Annotated in this window: 26 protein-coding genes; all 26 read right to left on the bottom strand. The window is 59.7% G+C overall.

All coding sequences use genetic code 11. The features are described from left to right. Positions 1-4 precede the first annotated feature (4 nt). Positions 5-241, bottom strand: coding sequence for a hypothetical protein (locus CS390_RS09650; protein WP_099774183.1), 237 nt, complete (start codon positions 239-241; stop codon positions 5-7). 261 nt (positions 242-502) lie between these two features. Continuing rightward, positions 503-964: a lysis system i-spanin subunit Rz gene (locus CS390_RS09640; RefSeq protein ID WP_256587621.1), complete on the bottom strand. Its 462-nt coding sequence runs from the start codon at positions 962-964 to the stop codon at positions 503-505. A gap of 86 nt (positions 965-1,050) precedes the next feature. Further along, positions 1,051-1,545: a glycoside hydrolase family 104 protein gene (locus CS390_RS09635; protein ID WP_099774180.1), complete on the bottom strand. Its 495-nt coding sequence runs from the start codon at positions 1,543-1,545 to the stop codon at positions 1,051-1,053. 40 nt (positions 1,546-1,585) lie between these two features. After that, on the bottom strand, positions 1,586-2,020 hold the full coding sequence (locus CS390_RS09630) for a phage tail assembly chaperone (RefSeq protein ID WP_099774179.1): 435 nt from the start codon (positions 2,018-2,020) through the stop codon (positions 1,586-1,588). Position 2,021: 1 nt separating this feature from the next. After that, positions 2,022-2,867: a hypothetical protein gene (locus tag CS390_RS09625; RefSeq protein WP_099774178.1), complete on the bottom strand. Its 846-nt coding sequence runs from the start codon at positions 2,865-2,867 to the stop codon at positions 2,022-2,024. Positions 2,868-2,883: 16 nt separating this feature from the next. Then, entirely contained in the window at positions 2,884-6,102 is a 3,219-nt protein-coding gene (locus CS390_RS09620; protein ID WP_099774177.1) for a host specificity protein J, read from the bottom strand. Beyond that, positions 6,102-6,656: a tail assembly protein gene (locus tag CS390_RS09615; RefSeq protein ID WP_099774176.1), complete on the bottom strand. Its 555-nt coding sequence runs from the start codon at positions 6,654-6,656 to the stop codon at positions 6,102-6,104. The genes CS390_RS09620 and CS390_RS09615 overlap by 1 nt, the downstream gene beginning before the upstream one ends. Further along, positions 6,653-7,372, bottom strand: a complete 720-nt coding sequence (locus CS390_RS09610; RefSeq protein WP_099774175.1) for an NlpC/P60 family protein — start codon at positions 7,370-7,372, stop codon at positions 6,653-6,655. The genes CS390_RS09615 and CS390_RS09610 overlap by 4 nt, the downstream gene beginning before the upstream one ends. After that, positions 7,372-8,079, bottom strand: a complete 708-nt coding sequence (locus CS390_RS09605) for a phage minor tail protein L (protein ID WP_099774174.1) — start codon at positions 8,077-8,079, stop codon at positions 7,372-7,374. The genes CS390_RS09610 and CS390_RS09605 overlap by 1 nt, the downstream gene beginning before the upstream one ends. After that, a complete protein-coding gene (locus CS390_RS09600; RefSeq protein ID WP_099774173.1) occupies positions 8,076-8,423 on the bottom strand; it encodes a phage tail protein in 348 nt (115 codons plus the stop codon). Before CS390_RS09600 ends, CS390_RS09605 begins: the two co-directional genes overlap by 4 nt. 8 nt (positions 8,424-8,431) lie before the next feature. Further along, on the bottom strand, positions 8,432-11,329 hold the full coding sequence (locus tag CS390_RS09595) for a phage tail length tape measure family protein (protein ID WP_099774172.1): 2,898 nt from the start codon (positions 11,327-11,329) through the stop codon (positions 8,432-8,434). A 39-nt stretch (positions 11,330-11,368) separates the two neighbouring features. Further along, positions 11,369-11,635, bottom strand: coding sequence for a hypothetical protein (locus tag CS390_RS09590; RefSeq protein WP_256587591.1), 267 nt, complete (start codon positions 11,633-11,635; stop codon positions 11,369-11,371). Between the two features lie 80 nt (positions 11,636-11,715). Further along, positions 11,716-12,159: a hypothetical protein gene (locus CS390_RS09585; protein WP_099774171.1), complete on the bottom strand. Its 444-nt coding sequence runs from the start codon at positions 12,157-12,159 to the stop codon at positions 11,716-11,718. A gap of 57 nt (positions 12,160-12,216) precedes the next feature. Then, on the bottom strand, positions 12,217-13,386 hold the full coding sequence (locus tag CS390_RS09580) for a phage tail tube protein (RefSeq protein ID WP_099774170.1): 1,170 nt from the start codon (positions 13,384-13,386) through the stop codon (positions 12,217-12,219). 61 nt (positions 13,387-13,447) lie between these two features. Then, positions 13,448-13,852, bottom strand: coding sequence for a phage tail terminator-like protein (locus CS390_RS09575; protein ID WP_099774169.1), 405 nt, complete (start codon positions 13,850-13,852; stop codon positions 13,448-13,450). Continuing rightward, positions 13,849-14,238, bottom strand: a complete 390-nt coding sequence (locus CS390_RS09570; RefSeq protein ID WP_099774168.1) for a hypothetical protein — start codon at positions 14,236-14,238, stop codon at positions 13,849-13,851. Before CS390_RS09570 ends, CS390_RS09575 begins: the two co-directional genes overlap by 4 nt. A gap of 2 nt (positions 14,239-14,240) precedes the next feature. Beyond that, a complete protein-coding gene (locus tag CS390_RS09565; RefSeq protein WP_099774167.1) occupies positions 14,241-14,624 on the bottom strand; it encodes a glutamate 5-kinase in 384 nt (127 codons plus the stop codon). Between the two features lies 1 nt (position 14,625). Then, entirely contained in the window at positions 14,626-14,997 is a 372-nt protein-coding gene (locus CS390_RS09560) for a hypothetical protein (protein ID WP_099774166.1), read from the bottom strand. Beyond that, positions 14,997-15,293 (bottom strand): hypothetical protein, encoded by a 297-nt coding sequence (locus tag CS390_RS09555; RefSeq protein ID WP_099774165.1) that lies wholly within the window; start codon positions 15,291-15,293, stop codon positions 14,997-14,999. Before CS390_RS09555 ends, CS390_RS09560 begins: the two co-directional genes overlap by 1 nt. A 42-nt stretch (positions 15,294-15,335) precedes the next feature. Continuing rightward, positions 15,336-16,304: a major capsid protein gene (locus CS390_RS09550; protein ID WP_099774164.1), complete on the bottom strand. Its 969-nt coding sequence runs from the start codon at positions 16,302-16,304 to the stop codon at positions 15,336-15,338. Between the two features lie 9 nt (positions 16,305-16,313). Then, entirely contained in the window at positions 16,314-17,060 is a 747-nt protein-coding gene (locus CS390_RS09545; RefSeq protein WP_099774163.1) for a DUF6651 domain-containing protein, read from the bottom strand. A 238-nt stretch (positions 17,061-17,298) separates the two neighbouring features. Continuing rightward, a complete protein-coding gene (locus tag CS390_RS09540; protein WP_099774162.1) occupies positions 17,299-18,009 on the bottom strand; it encodes a GIY-YIG nuclease family protein in 711 nt (236 codons plus the stop codon). Between the two features lie 83 nt (positions 18,010-18,092). Further along, positions 18,093-19,169 carry a hypothetical protein gene (locus CS390_RS09535; protein WP_099774161.1) on the bottom strand — a complete coding sequence of 359 codons (1,077 nt, stop codon included), beginning with the start codon at positions 19,167-19,169 and terminating at the stop codon, positions 18,093-18,095. Further along, positions 19,169-20,548, bottom strand: coding sequence for a DUF4055 domain-containing protein (locus CS390_RS09530; RefSeq protein ID WP_177442397.1), 1,380 nt, complete (start codon positions 20,546-20,548; stop codon positions 19,169-19,171). Before CS390_RS09530 ends, CS390_RS09535 begins: the two co-directional genes overlap by 1 nt. 2 nt (positions 20,549-20,550) lie before the next feature. Beyond that, positions 20,551-21,849 (bottom strand): terminase large subunit domain-containing protein, encoded by a 1,299-nt coding sequence (locus tag CS390_RS09525; protein WP_099774159.1) that lies wholly within the window; start codon positions 21,847-21,849, stop codon positions 20,551-20,553. Beyond that, positions 21,821-22,297 carry a DUF2280 domain-containing protein gene (locus tag CS390_RS09520; RefSeq protein ID WP_099774158.1) on the bottom strand — a complete coding sequence of 159 codons (477 nt, stop codon included), beginning with the start codon at positions 22,295-22,297 and terminating at the stop codon, positions 21,821-21,823. Before CS390_RS09520 ends, CS390_RS09525 begins: the two co-directional genes overlap by 29 nt. Positions 22,298-22,302: the final 5 nt, after the last annotated feature.

Here is a 22,302-nt window from a genome sequence, read left to right as displayed (position 1 = left end):
TCATTTAATCGACTTGAGTGTAGTCGGAGACTTGGCTGGCAACCGTACGTCCTTTAAAGCCAAGCTCCCAGTCCCGCTGCTGGTACGCCTGTACTGTCTGCATCAGCGATACAGCCTCAAGACCAAGGCGTTCGACCTCTTCTGGGGGTGCCGAGCCTAGCGCTTCCCGGTAGCGGCGAAGCGCCTCCTGAGCCTGTTGCAGTAGCGGCTCACTGACTTTGATCCCCTCATCAAGCACCATCAAAACCCCCGCCTTTATATAGGAAAGAACGCCATCTCAGTGGGCCTAGGAGGGATACCCCTCAAACATGCGAAGCTGGTACTCCTGTGCAGATTTAATCAGTAAATCCGCTTCCATCCGGAGCCGCTCTATCTCCGAGGGCGTACAAGCTTCCCCGGCCAAGTGATAACGCTTGATAGCCTCCATTGCTCTACGCATCAATACGACGGCCGTTTCGACTTCTTCATCTGATCGATGCACGACAGTCTCCAAAGCATAGGCTCAAGGCGGTACAGAATCATATTTATAGCGTAGGTCACGCACGTATGCCTGGCATGCCCGCAGAGCGATCAATCCTTCATCACCGTCACTGGTGATGGCGACAATTCGTTGAGCATGCGCTGGGTCAAGTTCGGCTCGCGCGCCTCCATGAACCATGCCGCTGGAGCCGGAGGCTTCTCGCACCCCACCGCTACCACTCGTGGCGGTGGTGGGGCCGGCGAGTAAGACTGACAGCCGCAAATCAGCAGTAGCAAGGCGGTCGCGCAAGCGATCCTGAAGTTTTTTGGCATCGAGCAGTTCCTTGTAGTGGGTTTCGTCATTTACCTGCAGGCGGTCTTCAAGCGCTCGGCGCTTTTCCTGTTCGTCCTCCTGCCAGTCGAGGACGGCAACAGAGGCTTGGTTGCGCTCTCGCTGGAATGCTTCGGCCTGTTCGGCACTCGTTGCCCGCCACTCAGCATCCATGGTTGAGCGGCCGTGCTGGTAAGTGGACCAGAAGGCCAGTGCCACCAGCGCCAACACTGCCAGCGCGCCAAGCGCTCTCAACCAGGTCATGCCAGCCTCCCGCCAGCGGCAATGTAGTGAGCGATCAGGTCGTCCAGCTTGCGCTCATGTTGCCCGTAGCCCGCTCCTGGCAAGCTGGCCCAAATGTTCCGGCACTTTGAAATCGCGGCCTCAATACGGCCGGCATGCACATCCGCCAGCGCGCCGCGCTCCTTGATCAGCTGCAAAGCCAGCTTGTCTTGGCTGACCGGGCCGAAGTCCGGCAGCTTCAGCAAATCACGGTAGTGCGGCCAGTAGCGCTGGAGTTGCTGATATCGCCCTGCAGCGGTCGACTTCAACCCTTTCGTGTTCACGGTCACCAGAACGCCTGGATGGTCGGCATAGCCGGTGAACGTGTTCGGGCTATTGAGGCCGCCAACAATCACGTCATAGCCATCGTTGTGGGTGTACTTGCTGGTCGAGGTGCCCTCCGACCAGGCAAGCATGTCGAGGAAGGCGAGCGCATTCTTGCTACCCGCCAGAGAGTCAGAAATCTTGGCCATGGTTTCTCCAGGCGAAAAAAAGCCCCGACAGTGCGGGGCTTTATTGGTGTTGTTCGGCGATCCAGGGCGGCGCCACGGGTCGGTGCTCGATCACAGGGAACTGCTCTGACTGTGGCCAGTCGCGTAGCGCCTGCATGTAAACCAGCAGCTCTTGGAACTGCTCAGCCGTCAGCGAAGTACCGCGCCCTATTTCCTGCTGGTCGCGGTGCCGAGCGGAAAGCCACTGCGTGGCATTTATTTCTCCATTTCGCCAGATGCGTTCGTCATCAGCCAGTTGCTCTGCCGTGCGAGCGGGGAACGAGGCCTTGATCACCTCGCCGCCTGTGCTTAGAACCCACTGACCATCACGCTCATTGATCGAGCGCAAAAACGTCTCTTCGCTGATTTCAATGGCACCCTCTGGCACATCGCAGCGCTCGCTGTCGAAACGACCAATCAGAACCGAAGTAACAGGATCAAAAATGGCGTACTTCATGTCATACCCCCCACGCGAAGAAAAAGTGATCCGTGCTTGAGCTGGCCGCCGTACCGCCAGCAACATAGGTGCGACTGCACGTAAAGTTCATGGCAGCCAAAGCACTGACGTTCAGGCTTTCAACACGGCTTAGAGAATTCAAAATCGGACCACCCACGACCCCATAGCAGTTACTGGAGAACGATGTTGGAAACGCTTGAACGACCGATCCTACAGCCCCACTGACACGCCCCCACTGCACCATGAATCCGCCAAGCCAAGATGGCAGTCCGATATATCCTGATGTACCGAACGAAAATACAAAACCAGCTTTAAGTTTTTTAGGAGTTACATAAGCTGAATCATCTGCACCCGCATTAACCAGTGTTTGAGTAGCAATCTTAGCGAATCCAGAAACAGTCTCAGAAGCCGTTCTCGTAAAGTTAGCTATCCTCGCCGCGAGCTTTTTCGAGGTAATAAAACTTAGGTCATCCGTGCCAGCATCAGCTTGTTGTTGCGTTGCAACTTTAGCAAGGCCAATTTTTGCTTCAGAGGCCTGACCTATATCTGCAAAGCCTTGAGCCAGAGCCGTTAGCCCTTGAACAGACTCCTGAGGGATCAGAATCAAGGTGTTTGTTTCTGGATTAATGCTACGCAGAACAAAGTCAGCATCACCATCAAAAAGCATCAAATCCCACTGCGTGCTCGAAGTCTCTCTCACCCACAACATACCGGCTTGAGCATAGGCAGGGCGCGCACTTCCACGATGGGAGCTATTCAGCGCATCGCGGAATTTGTTCAAGTCCAGCGCCAGCTGCGGGCCAGATTTTGAGTTCGGATCAATAGTGCCGAAATCGAATTGACTCATGGTGTCTCCTGATTGATTACACGCGCCGGCCATAGCCCTTGGCGAGATAGTCGAAAGTGCGCGCTACGCTGTTGCCGGCGCTGTCGAAGAACTGGACATCAAACCCCTTGTCATCAATGCCGGTGATGCTCTTGCGATCCCCTACATCAAGCCCCTGCGCATCTACCGCCAGCGATGGCCGCACCATGAAAGCGGGATCGAAGGTGACGCGCAGGCCGCCAACCGGGCACAGCAGATCCTGCCCACCGGCTACCCGGTCTGGCATATCGATGGTGATGCGCATCTGGCTCACGCTTGGGGTGACCGCCGGTGCAAAACTGCGCAGATGCAGGCGGAATCGGAATGCCCGGGCGGTATGCTCGCCAATGGTCAGTGGAGCCCACGGCGTCCAGTCGCTCGGCGGTGCTGGCTGAGGCGTACTGCTCTGCGACACCTCAAGGGTCAGCCCCCACTGGCCAGGATCGGCATTGGCCAAGCGGTCGATTTCCGCCAGAGAAACCCAAGACGCAATAGTCCCAAGAATGTCGAAACCGAAGGCCAGCACCTCACTGGTAAGCCTGGACGTGTACACATGACCGAGGTCGACAATCTCATTGGCGTGATACCAGCCCTCTTCAGCCAAGCCAGACGTACCGTATGCCATGCTGATAACGTCCGATAGCCTGGCCCATGACGCAATTGGGTCGCGGCTGTCGAGCTGTAGCTGGTCACCCGAGGTGCTGACATTGACGTGCTCACCCGACCACATTGGCCCCTCTTCGACGACCTCGACGGCGTTGTAGCTATCGAGATCAGCAATCTCCGAGGTGCTGGATATTGCGTTCAGGCTGGAGATACCGCTGGTATCGAACGCCCGCACCAGGTAGGTGCCACGCCGAGCCGGCAGCATTGCGCTGTTGACACCAGCAGCTACCCGATCCAGAACGGTCTGCGCGCTGGCCCAGGTAACACCGGACAGCGCCGGGCTGTAACGAATCTCATAGTGGCTGAGGTCCAGATCGGGCACCGGTGGCCACCACAGCGATATCTGTCCGGCATTCACCGTCAAACGAAGATCGGTGATATCCGCAGGCGGACGCAATAGCCCTTGGAGCGCAACAGTCAGGCTGCGCCAGGGTGAGCGCAGACCGGTCACGCTCAGGGAGCGGACACGGAATTGGTACTCGCCTGCCATCGTTCCTTGCAGGTCAGCCGTAACGCCAGGCTGAGTGATCAGTGGCGAGAAGTCCTCATCACCCGGCCACATGACCTGAAACTCATACAGGCTGATACGCGGATCGCCCGGGGCTGTCACCGAGACGTATGCCCCCGAAAGAACCGAAACCCCGGCACGGTAAAGGTACTCCTCCACGCTGATGCTGGGCGGCGATGGCAACGCCCCTGTCGGTATCAGTGAAGTGTCGCGATCCGGAAGGTTAAGGCCCAGTTCAACGCGGGCATACTTGTCCGGGTCGTGTTCAGCAGCCATCACTTTGTAGCGCGCGCCTTCACTCTCCGAGACACCGACCACGCGAAACAGCCGCGGCTCGACCGACAGGCTCGACAGTACCCACATGGCCGCAGTTATCGGCACGGCACTTAGCGGCGCGGCCAAGTTGACCGTATCCCCGGTAAATGTGGAGACCTGACGGCGCTCAATGACACCGTTCGGCAGCATCACATCCAGATACCAGTCGCTGCCCGTAACCTCTTCCGGCACCTTGTCCAGGGTCAGGCTCGCCCACCCAGGCACACGCACACGGCCACCAAGGCGAGCGCCGGCAATAGACGGGTCAGAGACTGCGATGATGTCGCCTGGGCGAAGGTCGGCATGGTCTGTACCAGCCGTATATTCAATCGTCTCGGTTTCAGCGCGCTCGCTATAAAGCAGCCAGCGCCCCATCCGGTGCGCCTGTCCGCGAGAGGTGCAGCCAAAAGCGGTAACGTCAATCTGCCGCCAGCCGAACAGCCGGATCGCGTCGGCATCCTCGACGATCTCGACCTGTTTTTTGTACCCGTCTTCCGGGTCGTTCCAGGTAACAAGGACAACCGAGTGCCGAGCGCGCAGACCGGTACCGCTGTACTCAAACTCGCCATCGATCACGTTGGCCGGAGAAACCAGTTTGACTGGATCGCTCGGCATGTCCGCCACGGCCACAGCAGTATTGCTGCCCCAGTAGGTCATGCCCCGAAAGACGCTGGCCAGCTGGTTTAACGCGTTGATGGCTTCAACCTGATCTGCCAGTACAGTGTTGACGGTAAAGCGCGGCTCCATACCCGTGTAACCATCCGGCACCAGCTCATCGCAGTACTGGGCGATCTGGTACAGCGACCACTTGTCCACGTTCTGCAGGCCGGCGCCGTAACGCGGGTGCGTCGCGAGGTCGAGATAAATCCAGGCCGGGTTATCGGTCCAGGCTAGCTTGAACGAGCCGTTCCAAAGCCCGGTGTACTTGCGCGTCAACGGGTCATAGTTGCTCGGCACCCGAATGATGCGGCCCTTCACGTCATATGAGCGCGAGGGGATGTCAGAGCCGAACTGCCGGGCATCCACCTCAAGGCCGATCAGCGCGCTGTCCGGGTAAGTCAGGCGCGCATCAATGATTTCGGTGTATCCCGCCCAGTGGCTTTCGTTCTGCACGTTTACACCGGTGCTATCGGCGGTGATCCGGCGCACCCGGATATTCCAAGGCCCCTGGCCAGTCAGGGCGACCCGGGTTTGACGCTCGTATGGGGACGTGGTCTTGCCTGAAATGCGGATGACAGCTTTCTGTTCCCAGCCACCAGTGCCAGGCTGTACATCAACGGCCACCTCGACCTTAGAGCCCTTGATGTCGCCGGTAACAGCGCTTTGAGAGGTCAATGCGGGGACTCGAATCTTGATCCGCACCGCATCTGCGGCAAGGTTGGATACCGTCCTGACCAGCGGAACACCGAACTTTATCTGGGTGGAGACATCAACCTCGGTTTCGATGCTCGGGAAGCCGGGGATGCGCGACTGATTCGCCTCTCCGGTTCGCCTGTTGACCGTGACGCCCTGAAAGTTGTAACTGCCATCAGCGTTCTGCAGCGAGGTATCGTCCAGAAAAATCGACTTAAACCCATCAGCCAGGCCGACAATCGGCCCCTCACCGAGCAGGTCGATAATCCGCGCCGTCGACGCAGAGCGCAGGGTATTAGCCGCCTCCACCGGGGTTCTCGATGATCCACCACCACCCTTCCCGCCGCCCTTGGCGCCATAAATCTGCCCAATCATTAGGCCTCCTCACTGGTCAGCCCAGCACTGATAACGACCGATCCTGTCTTGATTCGCCCATAGATGATCGGGACCGGAAGCCCCTGGGTGCTGGTGTTGGTCGGGCCGTCGAACAGGAACGATGGGCGCTCATCAGCAGACTCACGTCCTGCATAGCTGCCGCTCTTGATCGACTGGGAGAAAAACCCAGTGATGCCATCAGAGGTTTTGTTGAAGCCCTTCTTCACCATCTTGTAGTTACCGGTGGCAACACCGAGCGCGACCATGGTCACGCCAACGACGGCATTCCATACCCCGCCAGCACCCTCGGTAGCTGGCAGGATGTGCACCTCGGTGGCGTTGCCGAGAGACACCGACAGGCCTTCCTCGCTCAGTACTTCGCCGCCATCCAGTGGCCCGCGAATAACGTGCCAGTGACCTTTCTCGATGGCCTGCCGGAAGCCTGCGATCTGGACCGAGAGCGCGTGAACGGCCTCGGCCGGGTCGCGCACATCCAAACAAAAAGGGCCCCCGAATTGGGAGCCCAGTGCGCCGTGCAAGTGGATGGTCTTCATCGTGAGTTGTGCCTGAGCCAGATCGTGATATGGGGCAGCCAGCGGCCAATCGGCTCGCGCCGAGAGAGCTGCGCGGGGTCAACCGGTTCGTGGGCGCTGGGGTGATGCAGGGCCAGGCCGTGCTCGAGCAGGATTCCGCCGTGGTTCGGTACCGGTGACCGCACCTGTGCGATCCACATATCCCCCGGCTGGGCCTCGGCCTGCTCGATACGCCGGAACCCGGCCGGCGCAATGCCGTCCTGATACAGGTCGCCGCCGTTGAGCCACCATTCCCAGTCACGCGGGAACTCGATCAAGTCGATCCCCAGTTCCAGGCGGTAGTAGTCGCGGATCAGCGCATAACAGTCGGTGACGCCATGCCGGAAACCGCGACCGATCAGCGGCAAGCGTTCGACCGAATCACCAAACCAGACTGGATCGGTTGCGCGCTCACCGTCAGTGGCTACGATGCCCCATGGCACCCCGGCCGCCTGCTGGCCGCGCATGTCGGCGGCACTCGGGCAGGCCGGGTAATCCGGGTGGCTGTGTACGACAGCCAGCAGGCCACGCGCCACGGCGGCCGCCATTGATTGCTTGGAGACGCGAAACGTCTTGGTCGGCTCATCAGCGATGTTCTTCACTCGCCGACACTTGCCCGGGGTGATGAGCCATACGGCCTCTTCCGGATAGGCAGCAATAGCCTCACGCTGCAGTTGCTCGCGATACTGCTCAAACATCACTTGTATCTCCCGACACCAGGGAAGCCGTAAAACGGCAGCTCGCCATATTGACCGAAGCGCAGCTTGCAGTCGGACAGGCGCTTGCCGCAGCGATCGCCACCGTCAGCGGCGACAGATCCACTCTCGGCCCACTCGCCACTCCCGGCATACGGACAGGTCACCCCTTCGTACCGGTACTGCGTACCATCCCACCAGCGGTAGCGGTGGGTGCAGGAGTCGCGCAACACCTGACGGGCCGGGATCATTCGGCCCTCCTGGTCCATCTGTACCGACAGCTCGAACTGGATCTGCCGGCGGCTCTGACTGGTCTTGCGCTCGATGACGTAGTAGTCGACCGGGAACAGCGCCTCGGGATCAGGATCGGTACCGTCATCCAGGTGCTTGCGGTAGGTGCGCAGGCGGCGCACTGGAGCACCGACCAGATCCTGCGCCGAAATCACCAGCGATAAGAACGCCACATCCATTGCAGCAGCAGTCAGCGTTGGCCGGGGAAGCGTGCCCTTCCCGTTCCACTCAAAGCCTTCAGCGGTGATCGGAAATGGCAGGTACTGCTGGCCACCGAACATGATCGGCTGCCCATCCACCAATGACGGGGCGAACCGCATGATCTCACCGCCGTACTGCGTGGCGTCCATCTCGAACATGACGACAATGGCGTCCTGCTCCAGGCGCTGCATGTCCGTGGCAATAATTGCAGGGGTCATGGGTTCAGGTCCTCGGTGAAGGTGGCGTTCAACGTGAAGCGGCCATAGGTGTCGTGACTGGATGACGGCGGGTCCTGACAGATGACCCGCAAAACGCCCTCACCCGGCACAGTGCACTGGAAGGCTTCCACGCCGAGCCTGGCGTTCAGAAAGTCGCGCAGGGTGTTGCGTTGATCTTCAGTCAGCAACGACCACCTCACCCCCCACTCCCGGCGAAACGGTTGAAGACCAGCCGAACGCCGAAGTTCGTATCCGTCACCAAAATTCGTCACATCCCGCGAAAAGGTGCCTCCGGCGGTCAGGCCGTAATCTGGACTGCGGCCAACATCAGGTAGCGTTTCCATGGGTTTTCCTATGAGAGCATGCCGCCGGGGCGCTGCTCGTCCTGTATGACCTGCCGAACGATGTCACGAACACCTTCGCCAGCCAGCTGGCCTTGGCGCCGCGCTTCAGCGTCACTCATTCCTGGCTGCGCTTGAACCGTCACCTGAATTGGGATGCTGAGACCGCCGCCACTCCCGCCAGACTGCCGGCCTGAGTCAGAGGTGCCGCCAGACTGAACCGTGAGGCTTCCGCCATCACCACGCACCGAAACACGCTCGTTCGAGTTGATCGCCTCCAAGAGCGACCTGTTGCGTTTGGTGGCCTGAGCATTCACCACGAACTCACCATTGCTGAGGCGGGCCGGGATGCTGTCGGACGTTCCTGAGCCTGGGCCTGAGATGTAGCCGCCAGTTGCAAAGCCAGGAACTACAGCAAGCCCAGACGCAACCCCTGTTGTCGATATCAGCGCAGCGTTCGCTGGAGCGGCGTTAGTACCAAGCGTTGCAAGAGACACCATCGCCGCAGCTGGAGCCCATGCCGAAGCAGTGGTTCCTGCCAGGGCTATGTTTGCCGTAGTAGTCGATGCGCCAATCGTTGCGCTGAGCGCGGCGTTCATGGCCATCTGCACGCCCATCTTGATGAACCCGGCCAAAATCTGCTGTAGCACCGCCTTACCGATGTCGCCCAGCGTACTGAACGACAAAGTGCCATCCATGATCGCGCTGGTGATATCGGTAGATATGGTGTTGAAGGCGCTGGAGAAGATCGATTGCGTCTGACCGGCAATGTCTCTTGCCTGGTTGCCAAAGTTCTGGACTGCAGCCGTCCACCCATTGATAGGGTTGAGCATGGCCTGATCCATCTGCGCCCAGCCCTTTTGCAGGGCCTCAAGCCTAGCCGGGTTGGTCTCTTCGAGGATCTTTATCTGCTCTTGTATGGCGGCGCGCTGTGAGGCGTTCTCGGCCAGCCTAAGGTTGTCCTGCAGACCGATGATTTCATCGTTCATCTGCCTCTCGAGCTGAACGCGCTGCCGGTATCGATCAGCCTGTAGGTCGCCCATTCCAACCGAGGCAGCCTCTACCCTGTAGCCTTCCTGCTCGTTCGCCAGGCGCTTCTGCACCTGGGCTCGATACTGCTCGGCAGCAGTCAGACCACTAGCTCCCTTAATGGCGGCGGCGTAGTTGATGGAGGACTGGGCGAGAGCCTTTCCGTACTCCTCCTGGCTGATCTTGCCCTTGTCGAGCACCAACTGAAGCTGGCCCTGCTCCTTGGTCAGTGCTCGAGCAGCCTGAGCAGCAGGATCGTATTGGTTGTAGAGCTTGGCGAAGGTGTTCTCTGCCTCAGATACGCCTCGGTTGTTTTCCTTGGCTGCCTTGGGCTTGCTCTTCTTCGCCTCACGCTCCTTGATGTCAGCGATTTGTTGCTCGATGTTCTTCCGTGCGCCAGCGTACTTCACCTCCTGCTCGGCGCTGAAGCTACCAGCAGCGAGTGATGCAGCTCTAGCCTTATCAAGGTCTTTCAGCTGGGACTGAAGCTTTTCCGTTTGCGACTGTCCGGCCTTGTAGGTGGCATTGATCGTGTCGGAGGCCTTCTTTCCCGCGTCCTGAATAGCCTTGTTGTTGGCGTCGGCAGCAGCCTTGGCTGTGTTTGCTGCCAGAGCATTTTGAAGCTGCGTCAGCTTGGTTTCGAGGAACTTGGTGGAAGCGTCATCCTCACTGAACAAAGACGACAGGAAGCCTTGTTTACGGCCTGCAAGAATCTTCTCGGTATTGGCGATCTGATCTTCTAGAGTCTGATCCCTGCCAACGGCAAGCATGGAGTCCCATGCTTTGGCTGCGGCGCCAGCAATGCCGTTCCAAAGGTTTTCGATATCACCTAGGTTTTCTTTGATCTTGGCAGATCTTCCGTTGATCTCTTCCAAGTAGAGGGCAGCCGCCATACGGGCTGCATCCATCGTCTTGCCCTGCTCCTGCAGGGAAACGATATTGGCGTACTGCGATGCGGTCAGGATGTTCAGCTCGCCGTCGAGCTTCTTGATCGCCTCCACCGGGTTTTTCGCGATGTCGTTGAACGACTTCACAACCTCGGTCACGTCGCGCCCCGTCTGCTTCGACCACGCTAGGGATGCCTGGGTGATTTCAGCGTACATCGAGGTCAGCGGGTTACCGGCAGCAGCCAACTGCGTGAGCACGCCAGACGCAGCGCCAACGGTGGTTCCGGTACTGGCGACCTGATTTGCCAAGTCGGCCAGTTGGTTTGCGCTGGTGCCGGCCGCGTTTCCGTTCTCAATCAGGGCATTGGCGAATCGCTCAGACTCCTCCGAACCCTGGTAATAGGCTACGGCCAGCGCGCCTGCAACCGCTGCTGCAAGCGTGAATGGATTGACCAAGCCGGCAATGTAGCCACCCATTGCGCGGGCGGCAGGGCCAATGCCGCCGAACATGTCCTTAAGCTGGCCGCCCTGTTGCAGCAGCACTGTCAATGGAGCCTGACCACTCTGCAGGCTGACAGCGATGTCAGTGAACTGTGCAGGCAGCATGCGCAGGTTGTTCTGCATCTGCTTTGCCGACATGCCCGTGGCGTTCATGCCGTCGGCTGTTTCGCCTAGGGCATTGCGCATCACGTTGATGCGGTCGGAGTACTCGACGAACGTATCGCTCTCGACGATGCCAGCCTTTTTGAACTTGGCCAGCTTCTCCTGCATGTCGTCCAGGCGACCGAGTGCGGAGACCGTTGGATTGATCTGGCCGAGCAGTTGCGATAGCTCTTTGCGCTGTTCGTCAAGGCTCGAAGACAGACCTTCAGTGCTTGAAGTAGCTCCCTCGCCGGCGCGCTCCATGCCCTTAAGGGAGTCCGTCAGATCGTCCGCATTGCGCTTGGCACCGCGCGAATCAATCGTTACCGCAAGGCGGGATTCCTGCGCCATAGCATTCTCCAGGCGTAAAAAAACCCGCTGGGCGGGCTGTCATTTCTTCGGCGGTGTCTTCGGCCTGCTCTTTTCCTGCTCCTCTTCCCAATGCCTGCGGAATTCGTCGTCAAGGGCGAAGATGGCGGCGTCGAACTCTTCGCGGCATATCGCTGATGGGTAGCGGTTCAGGTAGTCGGTGATGGCTGAAGGTGAGATTGGCGCCGGTGCGCCGACCATGCCGACGTACTGCCGGGTTCGGCTAATCGAGCCGTAGGCCTCAAGGATCTCAGCTGTAACGCCGTCGATCTCTGGCGCGTTCGGCACTTTGCCGACCAGTTTTTCATGCCGCCAGCGCTTCTTTTCGTTTGCCTTGCCAGCCCACTCCCGCCCCCACAGGTATGCCGCTACTGCTTTTCCGCAGTGACCTGGGCCTTTTCCTCAATGCGGCGAGCGATGTCACTGCCAGTCTTGATGGCCAGGAAATACACATTAGGCATTTGCCGGATCAACGCCTTGCAGAGCGCGGGCGAGTAAGGGGCAGGAACACCAGGATTATCTACCTCGTCGATTCCTTCCCAGGCCTTGATCAGGTGCGTAGAGACAAGATCGACGAGCATTTCGTCTTCCTGCTCAAACACAACTGGGGCGGCATCAGCGATGCTGAAGTCTTTGGTGCCGACACGGGTTTGCATGTCGATGGATGCCAGGTGCCGCTGAATCAGTGCGTAGTTCGACTTGTACAAAGGGCTCGCTGTCGAGCCGACCAGGATCTTCGCGCCAGGTGCGATTTCCACCCAACGAGTACCGTTGATGTCGAGCTCTGGCTTGTTCGCAATCGTGATGCCCATGGTATTCCTCTGCGGTAAAAGGCCCGACGCACACCGCAGGGCACGCCGGGCAAAGGGTTAAGCGGTAACAGTGATTACAGCGGTATCGGTCTTAGTGCCGTCTGCTGCACTGGTCGCAGTGATGGTGGCGGTACCGGCTGCAATGCCGGTGACCAGGCCAGTGGCGCTGACGCTCGCCTTGGTTTCGTCTGAGCTGGTCCAGGTAACCAACTGGCTGGCGCCGACCGGGGTCACCACGGCCTCGAGGTCCACGGTCTCGCCTACTGCAACGCTGGCGGTCGCCGGGGTGACTGTTGCTGCAGCAATAGTGATGGGCGCAGGCAGACGGGTGATGGTTGGCGGCACGCGGCGGCCGGTGTAGCTCAGTTCCACCTGAATGATGTCGGTCGACCCGCCGTCCGGCCAGTCGCCGCTCACTTCCATCTCAGGAATGAAGAAGGTGTAGCCACCGTCGCCATTGTTCAGGGTGAACTCAAAACTCAGTGCGTCGCCGGTCTGCTGGGCCTTCCAGTACTGGTAGGCGGTTTTCGACCAGCTCAGGGTGATGCTGCCCGACGGGGTGAACGTGGTCGGGATGATGTTGCCCGGGAACGGGTTGCCGTTACCGATGCAACGCTGGGTCTGGACTGCGTTGTCGAACTGCAGGCTGAAGCTGTCAACGCAGGCATTGTCCTCGCCCAGCTGAACGCCGTTGATCTTCAGGCCGGTGACGTCCTTGAAGCCATAGCGGCGCTGGTGGGCCTCGGCAATCGGGTTGAGGATGAACGACGTGTTGTCAGCCTTGTCATCCCAGGCGATGGCCGCAAAGGTAGTGGTGACCGTGATTTCGTTGTCGTTTGGTACCTCGAAATTCATGGTCGCGACTTGGGCGCCACGGGCGATAGCGGCAACACCGATGTCGCTGGCGTAGGAGCCGATGGAGAACGAAATGCGGTCGTTACCCATGGTCAGCACGTTGCCGACCCAGTCCTTACCGAAGCAGGAAGCCATGAACTCGTCCAGCGCGCCGTAGCGGAGCTTGGTTTCGATATCACCACCAACATCCACGGTGGTCTGGGCAGTGCCCTGGGCCATGCGGTCTGCGCCGATTTCGTTGTTCCCTTCAGTGTTGTACGTCGGCACAAGGCCGAAGCTGACGCGGGTCAGCACATTCCAGTCGCCTGGCGGGGTGATTCCGGGTGTAATTTCGCGCTTCCACGCGGTAGAGACCTTGGCACCACTGGACATGGGGTGTTTCTCCTATCAATAGGCGTAAAAAAACCGCCATGTGGCGGTGGATGGTCGGGACTCAGTAGGCCCGGTAAGGGATCTGCAAGTTGACCTGGTACCAGCCGTTGCCGTCGTCGCCGATGACGTTGGCCGAAACCGCGAAGCAGTCGAACGGGCCGGAAGGGTCGCTGTAGAACTGGAAGTGCTGGACCAGAGTGTCTGCTGCCCGCGTGATTGCCAGCGTGCCTTTGTAGGTCGGCACGAACAGCTGAATCACGATCAACCCAGTGCGGCGCATGCATGGGCCAATGCCAACCTCAGGGGCCGAGGAAAGGCCCGGGATATCACTCAGCCTCGCCCAGATGGCTTTACCTGCCGGATCGAATGGCTGCGAGTTGTTCGGGTAGTCGACGTTTGCAGCGGGTATTCCGGTCCACTGCGTCATGCGCGTGATGACAATGCTGCGGATCTGTTCAAAGGTCATGAGCTGTACTTCTGCGCGACGCTGTTGAAGGAAACGCCGTAGATACCGGCGGGAGCCTGCTTCGAATGGCCATCTTCAAGCGGGACGGCATACACAAGGTTGTTTTGGATGAACACTTGCGTGTAAGGCTCCAGGCCAGTCATGACTGACAAGCCTCGGGCAAAGGTTTCGTCACTCTTGGGATCGGCCTCGGCTGAAGCTGTGTAGACAGGCGCTCCTATGCTCACGATGTTGTTGCCTCGGAAACGCCCGGTATCGACCGGTGACGCCAACAGGATGAGCTGGAGCACCTCGGCGGAGATCGTCCTGACCCTGAGGGCAAGCTGCTCCTCGACCACACCAGCGAACAGGTTGGGCGGCGTGCTCCATCCCCTGCTCTTGGCCATGGCTACTTCCTCAATTGCAGTCGGTAAGTGGCCGATGCCGGGTCGGCGCGAACAGTCTTCACCAGGTAGACCACCTGCTGTGTCCGATCCATGAGGTCAGGAGCGGTGATCGTATGCCCGACATCGGGGATATCCGTGACCTCGTTGGCCAGCGTGGTCAGGCGCAGGTCGCCAACAAGGATGTTGATGTTGTCGATCCGTCTGTCTTCGTAGCGCGAGAGCACGCCACGGCCTGAGTAGAGAACCGGCTGTGCGGTGTTCTCCTCGGTGACTGGATCGACTACACCAGGCCCCATGTATTCGCCCGTGAAGTCCACGACCGCATCAGCCAAGTCCGTATCAAAGGCCTCGGCCAGGTCGGCCTGTAACTCGTCGCGAAGTCCCATGTCAGCCCCTCACGATTTTTGTCTGGCCGCTGCTGTTCAGGTAATGCGCCAGCAGCGCCAGCGCGAACGACTCGCCAGCGCTGATGGCGCGGGATGATTCCGAGTAGGTTTTGCTGCTGGACACCCCGTCAGCGTTGACCGACTTGCTGAGCACTCCGGTTTCCTTGCTGCCGTAGATTTTGCCAGCCGCAGCCTCCTTGGCGATCTCCGCGCCAGCCTGAACCACGTCTTCCGGGATCGGATCGAACTCAGGCAGGCTCAGATTGGTGAGCCAGGTGTTGGCCATCAGCACCGCCCGGGCCTTCTGGTCGGTGGGCGCCCAGCCTGCCCCAAGCAGGGCGTCTACCTGCTCGACGGTGATGTAGGTGGTCATTACTTGGCCTCATCCAGCAGCTTTTGCAGGTCTTCCAGGCCGGCGTCAGGGCTGAACTGCACACCCTTTTCGGTCAGGGCGGCCTGCAGCTTTGCCTTCAGCTCGGCTTCTTCTGCGGCCTTTTTCTCGGCGGTCGCTTTGCCAGCCTTGGAGCCTTTGGCCTCCTTGGTCGGCTCGGGATGCTCATAGCCATCCGGCGCGAACCGGGCGTCGATGATCTTGTAGCCCTTCTGGCGCAGTTCGGCCTTGCGCTCGGGGCTGACCGGGTGCTTCTCGTAAATCACTTTCTCGCTCATGACGATCTCCTGGGGAATGCGCCCCAAAGGGCGCAGTACCGATTACTTGGTGGCGTCACCGATAGTGATCACGCCAGCCGAGGCCTTGATGCTGTTAGCCACCAGGTCCCAGTTAGTGCCGGTCGACAACTCGGCGTTGGTCGGCGACTTGCCGCCATTTGCCACATCCCACGTAAAGCCCTTGAGGCCCAGGCCGAAGGTGTAGTCGGCCTGCATGGTGGTCTCGATACGCTCCTTGCCGTTGGAGGTCTCGATGTTGGTGATCAGGTCGGAGCCGTCCATCACCACCGCTGCGCCATCGGCCAGGCTCAGCACCTTCTCCTTGTTCGGGGTGCCAGCCTCGTACAGCGCAGCAGCGTCAGTGACGATGACCGCCTTGCCGAGGATGTCGACCACCTGGACGCCCGAGAAGGTGAACAGGCGCTCAGCGTTGGCCAGGTTCTGCCCCATCAGCTTGTGATACATGGCACCGGTCATGACCTGAGCCACCAGGCGCTGGGATGCGTCACCGAACAGAGCGTGGGCGTTGTTGATGCCAACGTAGGTGATGCCGGCGGTGGCAGATACGTCGTTCACCGCTGCCGACTGGTTACCGATGGCCGCGACCAGGGCTGCGATGGCGGTGTTCAGCTGGTCCGACATGATCGACTCGGACAGGTTGCGGCTGATGACCTCCAGCGCTTCCTCCGGGTTCTTCTGAACCCAAGACAACTGCGCGGGCTCCCAGATGATCGGGCCGAAGCCGCCGGCGATCTTCACCGCGTCATACTGCTTCTGAGCCAGCGGGGTCGAGGACTGGGCGCCGTTCGCGGCATAGCGGTCAACACGGCGCTGAGCGCTATGCAGGCCAGCCCAGAACGATTCTTGCAGGAAGTCACCGTCGATACCTTGGGTGGTAAGACGGATCGAGCCGGCAGACGCGGCGTTGAACTTCTCAACGTCCTGCTGCAGGGTCTCGATGGTGGTTTGCTTGAGGTATTCGTTGAATACCTTCATGTTCGAAAGTGCCATGTTGGCTCCTTAAGCGTCTGCAGTCATGGCCTTGATGGCTTCCAGGCGTGCTGCCTTGTCACCGCCGAGGCTTCCCTTGGTTTGGGGCTTTTGACCATTGGTCGTGTGGGCGCCTGTGCCTTGAGCACCAGTGCCCTTGAGGATGTGATCGCGGTGCGGGTACTGCGAGACGAGGGTTTCGAGCGCTTCGTTGAAGTCGGCCAGTTCGCCCGGGCGGGAGCGACTGAAGACCTTCTGGCCTTGGGCGTCATAAGCGACGACCTTGCCTTCCTCGATCTTGAAGTTGCTTCCGAACGCGGCTTGAACCATGTCAGCAGGAACAGCCATCTTCTCGGCGATGAACTGGGAGCGTGCGAAGCTGCCGCCGATCTTCTCGGCATACAGCTGCTGCTCGAAGGTCTGTGCCTTGGTGTTGGCTTCGTCCAGCTGAGTCTGGAAGGCTTTGCTGATTTCGCCCTTCACCTTCTCGATCTCGCCGGCATCCACCAGCTTCTTGGCGTCGAGGTTGGCGACGATCTCCAGGGCTTTGCGTGCCGCAGCGGCATCCTCGATGCCTTCGAAGGCCTTCGCGGTCTTCTCGAAGCCGTCGGCACGCTCACGGTGGGACTTGGCCTCGGCGTTCAGCCGGGTGATGGTGTTGCGGGTGCCTACAGCGTCGAAGGCGACCTCTTTGCCGTCGTCCTCGACGTACACCGGCTTGCCATCCTGGATCTCGGCGTACTGCTTGCCATCCACTTCAACGGTTTTGAGTTTCATCTCGTCTCTCTTGGCCATCCGGCCTGTTGGTGAGCCATCCGGCCCCAGGTCGCCCCGTCCATCCGAACCGCAGGCATGAAAAAGCCCCGCACTGGGCGAGGCTTTGCAATTGCGCGCCACGAAATGGCGCTTTGGTGTTTTGTGGCGCGGGCTACAACAGGCGCTCCCGGAGCTCATCGAGTGTCAGGAACGAAAAAGCCCCGCATATAGCGAGGCTGATTTGTATTCGAGGGTTCCGTTACGGAATCGGCAGATGCTTAAATGTTTTCCCGTTGCACAGCATGCTCATCGGACCGATTGCCAATCCAAAACGCTTGCACAATTCCGCCAGGCTTGCTCCGTTCTTGCGCATCGTCCTGGCTTCGATCACTTGTGCATCAGTCATCTTTGCTCGCCTTGCGGACTGGGCAGCTCTCATAGCGGGGTCTGAATACACTGCCTTCGTTCTAGCAGACTGCCTGGCCCTTTCCTCAGGGTCTGACCATCTCACTTTTCCGGCAGTTGATAGAGCCTCAACAACCCCTTGTTTTGCCATCCCGGCCTTTGTTGAGACTGACGTTTTCTCTCGCTCCGCCGGATCGCTGAACCTCAGGACAGTAGCCTCTGCGATCTTGAGTCGCGTTGACTCCCGGCAATTCATCAGCCCAGAACCGCCGCCGGTGAGGTTCAAAAGATCTCGACCAGCTGCCTCGTGAAGCATGATCTGATTGACTTCATCAACGTCCTTTTCCGCCCTCTCAACTAGGGGAAAAATCTCAACCGACCCGCCTTCTGCGAGCACGGATCGTATCCACTGGCTTTTGGGGTCCGCCCCTAGTCTGGCCTCGCTTAAATGACAGCGAAGCCTTTTCCTCAATGAGGTAGAGGTTTGCCCAACGTATCTGATCTCTCCATCTCTGGAGTCGCGTAGACCATAAACCGTATGGTCCCGTAGAATACCTTCAGCCATTCGCCTTGATCCTCTCTTGATCAGGTATTGGTTAGAGCCGGCTTGTGTTGGTAGCACTTGCCGGCTCGCTCATTATACCCCGCCTACAGCAGCCTCGCCCTCAGCTCTTCCAAAGACAAAAATTTTCCACGGTCGTTGTAGAAGTCCTGCAGCTTTAGCTTGTCCTGCCGCAGCAGCTTCCCGCGCTCCGGCCCGAGAATCTCGTCTTGGCGCGCGGCAGGCTGGCGGGCAAGCCATTCCGCGTAGGTGGTCTGCTGCGGTACCTGGCCATCCATGCTCGCCCGGGTAGCAGCGTCGCTGATCCCCAGCGCCAAGGCGCTCTTGAGGATCGGCAGCTTGGTCGAGCGGCAGCAGAAGTGGATCCGCCCAGGCCCTGCCAGCCAAGGCACCTTGTGCCCAATGGGCCGGTAGGAGCCCAGCGTGTACGGCAAGCGGTCTCGGATTCGGCAGGTTGTCGATGTCCGATTGTCCAGCGTGCTCAGCCACTCAACATGGCTGATGATGTCGCTATTGGCCTCGAATGCCTTGTCGCTGGCAGTCTCTGCGGTGTGCGACACAGCGGACCTTACTACCGACTCCACTTCCCGGCGCGGGCGCTGCAAGAGGCCGTCCGCGTACTTCTCGGCCCGGGTGCCCATGATCGTTCGCACGATCTCAGCTGTGGTCTGTCCGTTTACCACGCCAGCGCGCACAGCGTTGCGTATGAGCGCCTTTCGGTCCGACTCGATGCCGTCCATCCATTCGGAAAGCAATCGCCCCTGGAACGGCCTGGCTGCGGCCTGCGCCCTCACCTGGCTGAACTGTGCAACCTGGATCGGGAACTTGGCCTGCACCAGGGCTGGCACGATCGATTCGAACAGGTTCAGCTGGAACGCGATCTCGTAGGTGGCCACGCCATCAGTCAGCGTAGTCATAGCCTGGCGAACCTGGGCGAAGGTGTCGCTGTTCAGCTGGTTGACCCGGAACAGCGCGGCATCCACGGCCGAAGCACTCAGGTCTGTACCCAGCGCCTCGATAGCAGCCACCAACGCGGCACGCAGCTCAGTGTCGTTACCGTTCAGGATCTTGATGACCGCGACGACTTGGGCATTGCTCAACCTGGACAGGTCGACCTCATGCCCAATCAGCTCGTCAATCAGCTGCTGGTTTGCTGTTTTCATCAGATCGCCCCGAGGGCTGGGCCTTGGGATTCAATCTTGGCCAGCTCTTTCTCCCAGTCGTATTCGTCGCTGATCACGCCGCGGCGCTGCATCTCAGCGAACAGCGTCTCTTTCGAAAGCATGCCGGCGTTGGCCATGGACACCAGAGTCGGAAGCGAAACCTCAGGCATGTAGTCAACGTCGAAGTTGCCGTGCATCTCGACGGTGCCGCCATCACCCTGGCCACGGTAATCAGCCATGAACTGGAGCAGTTGCCCCAGGCAATCACCGAACTGGTGAGCCATGCGGGCCAGCGGCGAAAGCTCCTGAGCAGCCTCTTCCTCGGCCTGTGTCGCGGTCTTGGTCGCAGACTTGTCCGGGGTCAGCAGCTTGGCACCTGCCATCCGCATCTCATCCAGCAAGTCCTGTAGCGCGGTGCGCCCGGCCTCTACAGCCTTGCCCGTGTGCTCCACATACTTGAGGTCGCCATCCTTCGGCAGATCGGTAAGTGAGCCGGTGCCAACCTTGAACTCTGGCGGGATGACCTTGCCCTGATTGTCGTACTGGGCCTGAATGCCGATACGCACCAGAATCGGCACGCGAATGACATGCAGGATGTTGTCCTGGTCGCTCTGGCTCTGCCAGTGCTTCACGTTCAGGTGGGCCAGCTCAAGCAGCGGTGGCTTGGCAGTCATGAAACCGGTGCGACCGGTGTAGAACGTCACCCATGGGATGTACGTCAGGCTGGTGACACCCTCGTCATGAACTGCCCAGGTGCCACCCTTGCTTGGGGCTCGGTAGATTCTCCACAAGCCTGGCTCAAGTACGCGGATCTGCAAGACGACATCAACGCCGAACTCGCCATCCTCTTCCTCGATCGCCTCAATGTAGCGAATGTGGGTCAGCACGCCGCCCTTTGCCTTCCACCCGAGAACCTGCTCAGGCTTGACCATGACAGCATATGGGCGGACGCCCGCGGCTTTCTCTTCCGCCATGGTGCGGCCGGCTTCAGAGGCTGGATGATCAACGAACGCGTGGCACAGGCCGTGGCTCAAGCCATTCCGGAAGAACTCCACCGACCAGTTGTTCAGGTCGTTTCCGGCCAGGTCGATGTCCGTTGCCATCTCCGCAATCTCGGCCGGAACGTCGTCGCCCAGCTGCAGCGGCTCCGCAAACACCCGAGAGGTCATGTTGCCGACCGTCTCAGAGTACGCGGGCAGCAAGGTGGACTGGGCAAGGCGAGACTTGTAGATCTCATCGTCTTCTGCTGGGTATTTCGGCAGCAGCGCCTGGCCAGCAGCGCGCATGGCCATGGTCCCGCCCATGAGCGGAGAGATCACCGCCCAGTATCGGCGCATCTCGTCGACAGCTGGCAGGGTGAAGCTCGGGTTATCGCTCATGTTCACATTCTCAAAGGCTGGGTCGTGAAGACCGGTCGCTCAATCGGATAGTCGTGATGGATGAAGTAGCCGCCGGCGTCGTTCGCGTGGTCGACGCCTGATTTCTTATCTGGCTCACCATTGGGCGCCCACACCTGCTGCTCCAGGCCGTCTGCATAGGTCGGGCAGCGCAGCGGGTTAATCAGGTAGCGGCGTTCGCCATTCGCGTTGCAGAACATCGCGTTCATGGCGTTGATGCGGTCTTTCACCGGCGGGTTGGCGTCGGGAGCGATGACACTGAAGCCTGCCTGGCGCAGGATGGCGATGTCCGTTTCACTGGCATTCACTGACTTCCGCGACCCGCCCGAGGCGTCCGGGTAGATCCTGATCTCGCAGGTCTTTTCGTAGTCCCGGCCGCTGTGTCGCCAGTAGCGCTCTTTGATGCGCCGGATCATGTCCGGGGTATCGAAGCCGTCGATCAGCTCATCCACCGCCCTTGGCTTGCCGTCTGGCCGCTTCACATGTGTGATCGCAGCCATCTTGCCGACGTTGAAGTCCATGCCAATGAACAGAGGCTCTCCAGGCTCTACGGTGTCGAAGCAGGAGTTCAGCTTCCGGTCGTAGGCGTGGTAGATCGACCCCGCGTTGAGGTTGACGAACTGGCCGTTCAGGTAGGCCAGGATCAGTTGCGCCGGGTACGACTCCATCAGCGATGGGATGTAATCCGGCGGCAGGTTCAGCTCGTTGTCGAAGGTGCTGGCCTGCACCAGGCCATACATGCCCTGCAGGGCTGGCTTCTCGCGCAGTTGCTTCACGAACTGCTGGTAGACGAACTTGAACCCCTCAGGGGTCGTGGTCACGTCCACGCCGTTCTTCAGCCCAGGCACGTTATAACGCATCCGGGCAATGATCTTGCGCCAGGCGTGCTCAGCCTTCAGCGCGGGCAGAACATCGAGCTCGTCGACCAGGGCATGCCCGATCTTGAAGCCAACAATGGTCTGGGGCTTCTCCATCGAGCGGCAGATCGTCGTGCTGCGGTACTGGCCGCCACTGTAGAACTCGACCTCCTTGTCGCTCTCCTTCGTCTTGACCTTCAGGCCCCAGTCGAAAGCGACCTCCTCAATGGTCGGGAAGAAGATGTCGCGGATTTGCGGGTAAGTCGGGGCGAAGTAGCCGGAGTCGATCCGGGGCCATTCCCACACGTGCTTGCATAGCGCGGCACAGCCTACCCAGGTCTTGCCCGAGCCAAACCCAGCAACGAAACCGCGGAACTTGTTCTCCATCCGGAGGAAATTAGCCTGGGGAACGTTCAACGACGGCATCAGGCTTCCTCGCATCCACTACGTCTACCTGCACCCGCGTGGGCGGCACGTTGTCGTGGGGATTCTCGTTCTTGGTCTGGCGATTCACATAGACGTCGCCTACTTCCTTGGCCGCCTGCTCCAATAGCTGGGCAGTCAGCGCCATGTTCTTCATGGACTCGGCTTTCTCGGCCATCCTTCCCAGCGCACGGAGCCGGAATGCCCGGTTGGCGATAGGGATCTCGGATGTCTCTTCACGGAACCGCTTGCGCGTGTCGTCGAACAGGGTCCGCCAGCGCTTTGCCAGATCTCGACCTGCGCTCTTGGTCGGGTCATGCGATTCGCACTGCTGGCGGCTCACCTCGATGCCGAATTCTTCTCGGACAGAGGCCGCCACCTGTGCGGGGGTATCGAAACAGGCCAGGGCCTGAACGATAAAGGCTTTCACCTCGTTGCTCAGGGCCGCCATAGGTT

The organism is Pseudomonas sp. HLS-6 (genome assembly GCF_002753995.1).
In the GTDB taxonomy this organism is placed as follows: Bacteria; Pseudomonadota; Gammaproteobacteria; order Pseudomonadales; family Pseudomonadaceae; genus Aquipseudomonas; species Aquipseudomonas defluvii.
The sequence above is the reverse complement of the archived record's forward strand: the minus strand, read 5'-3'. Positions and strand labels throughout refer to the sequence as shown.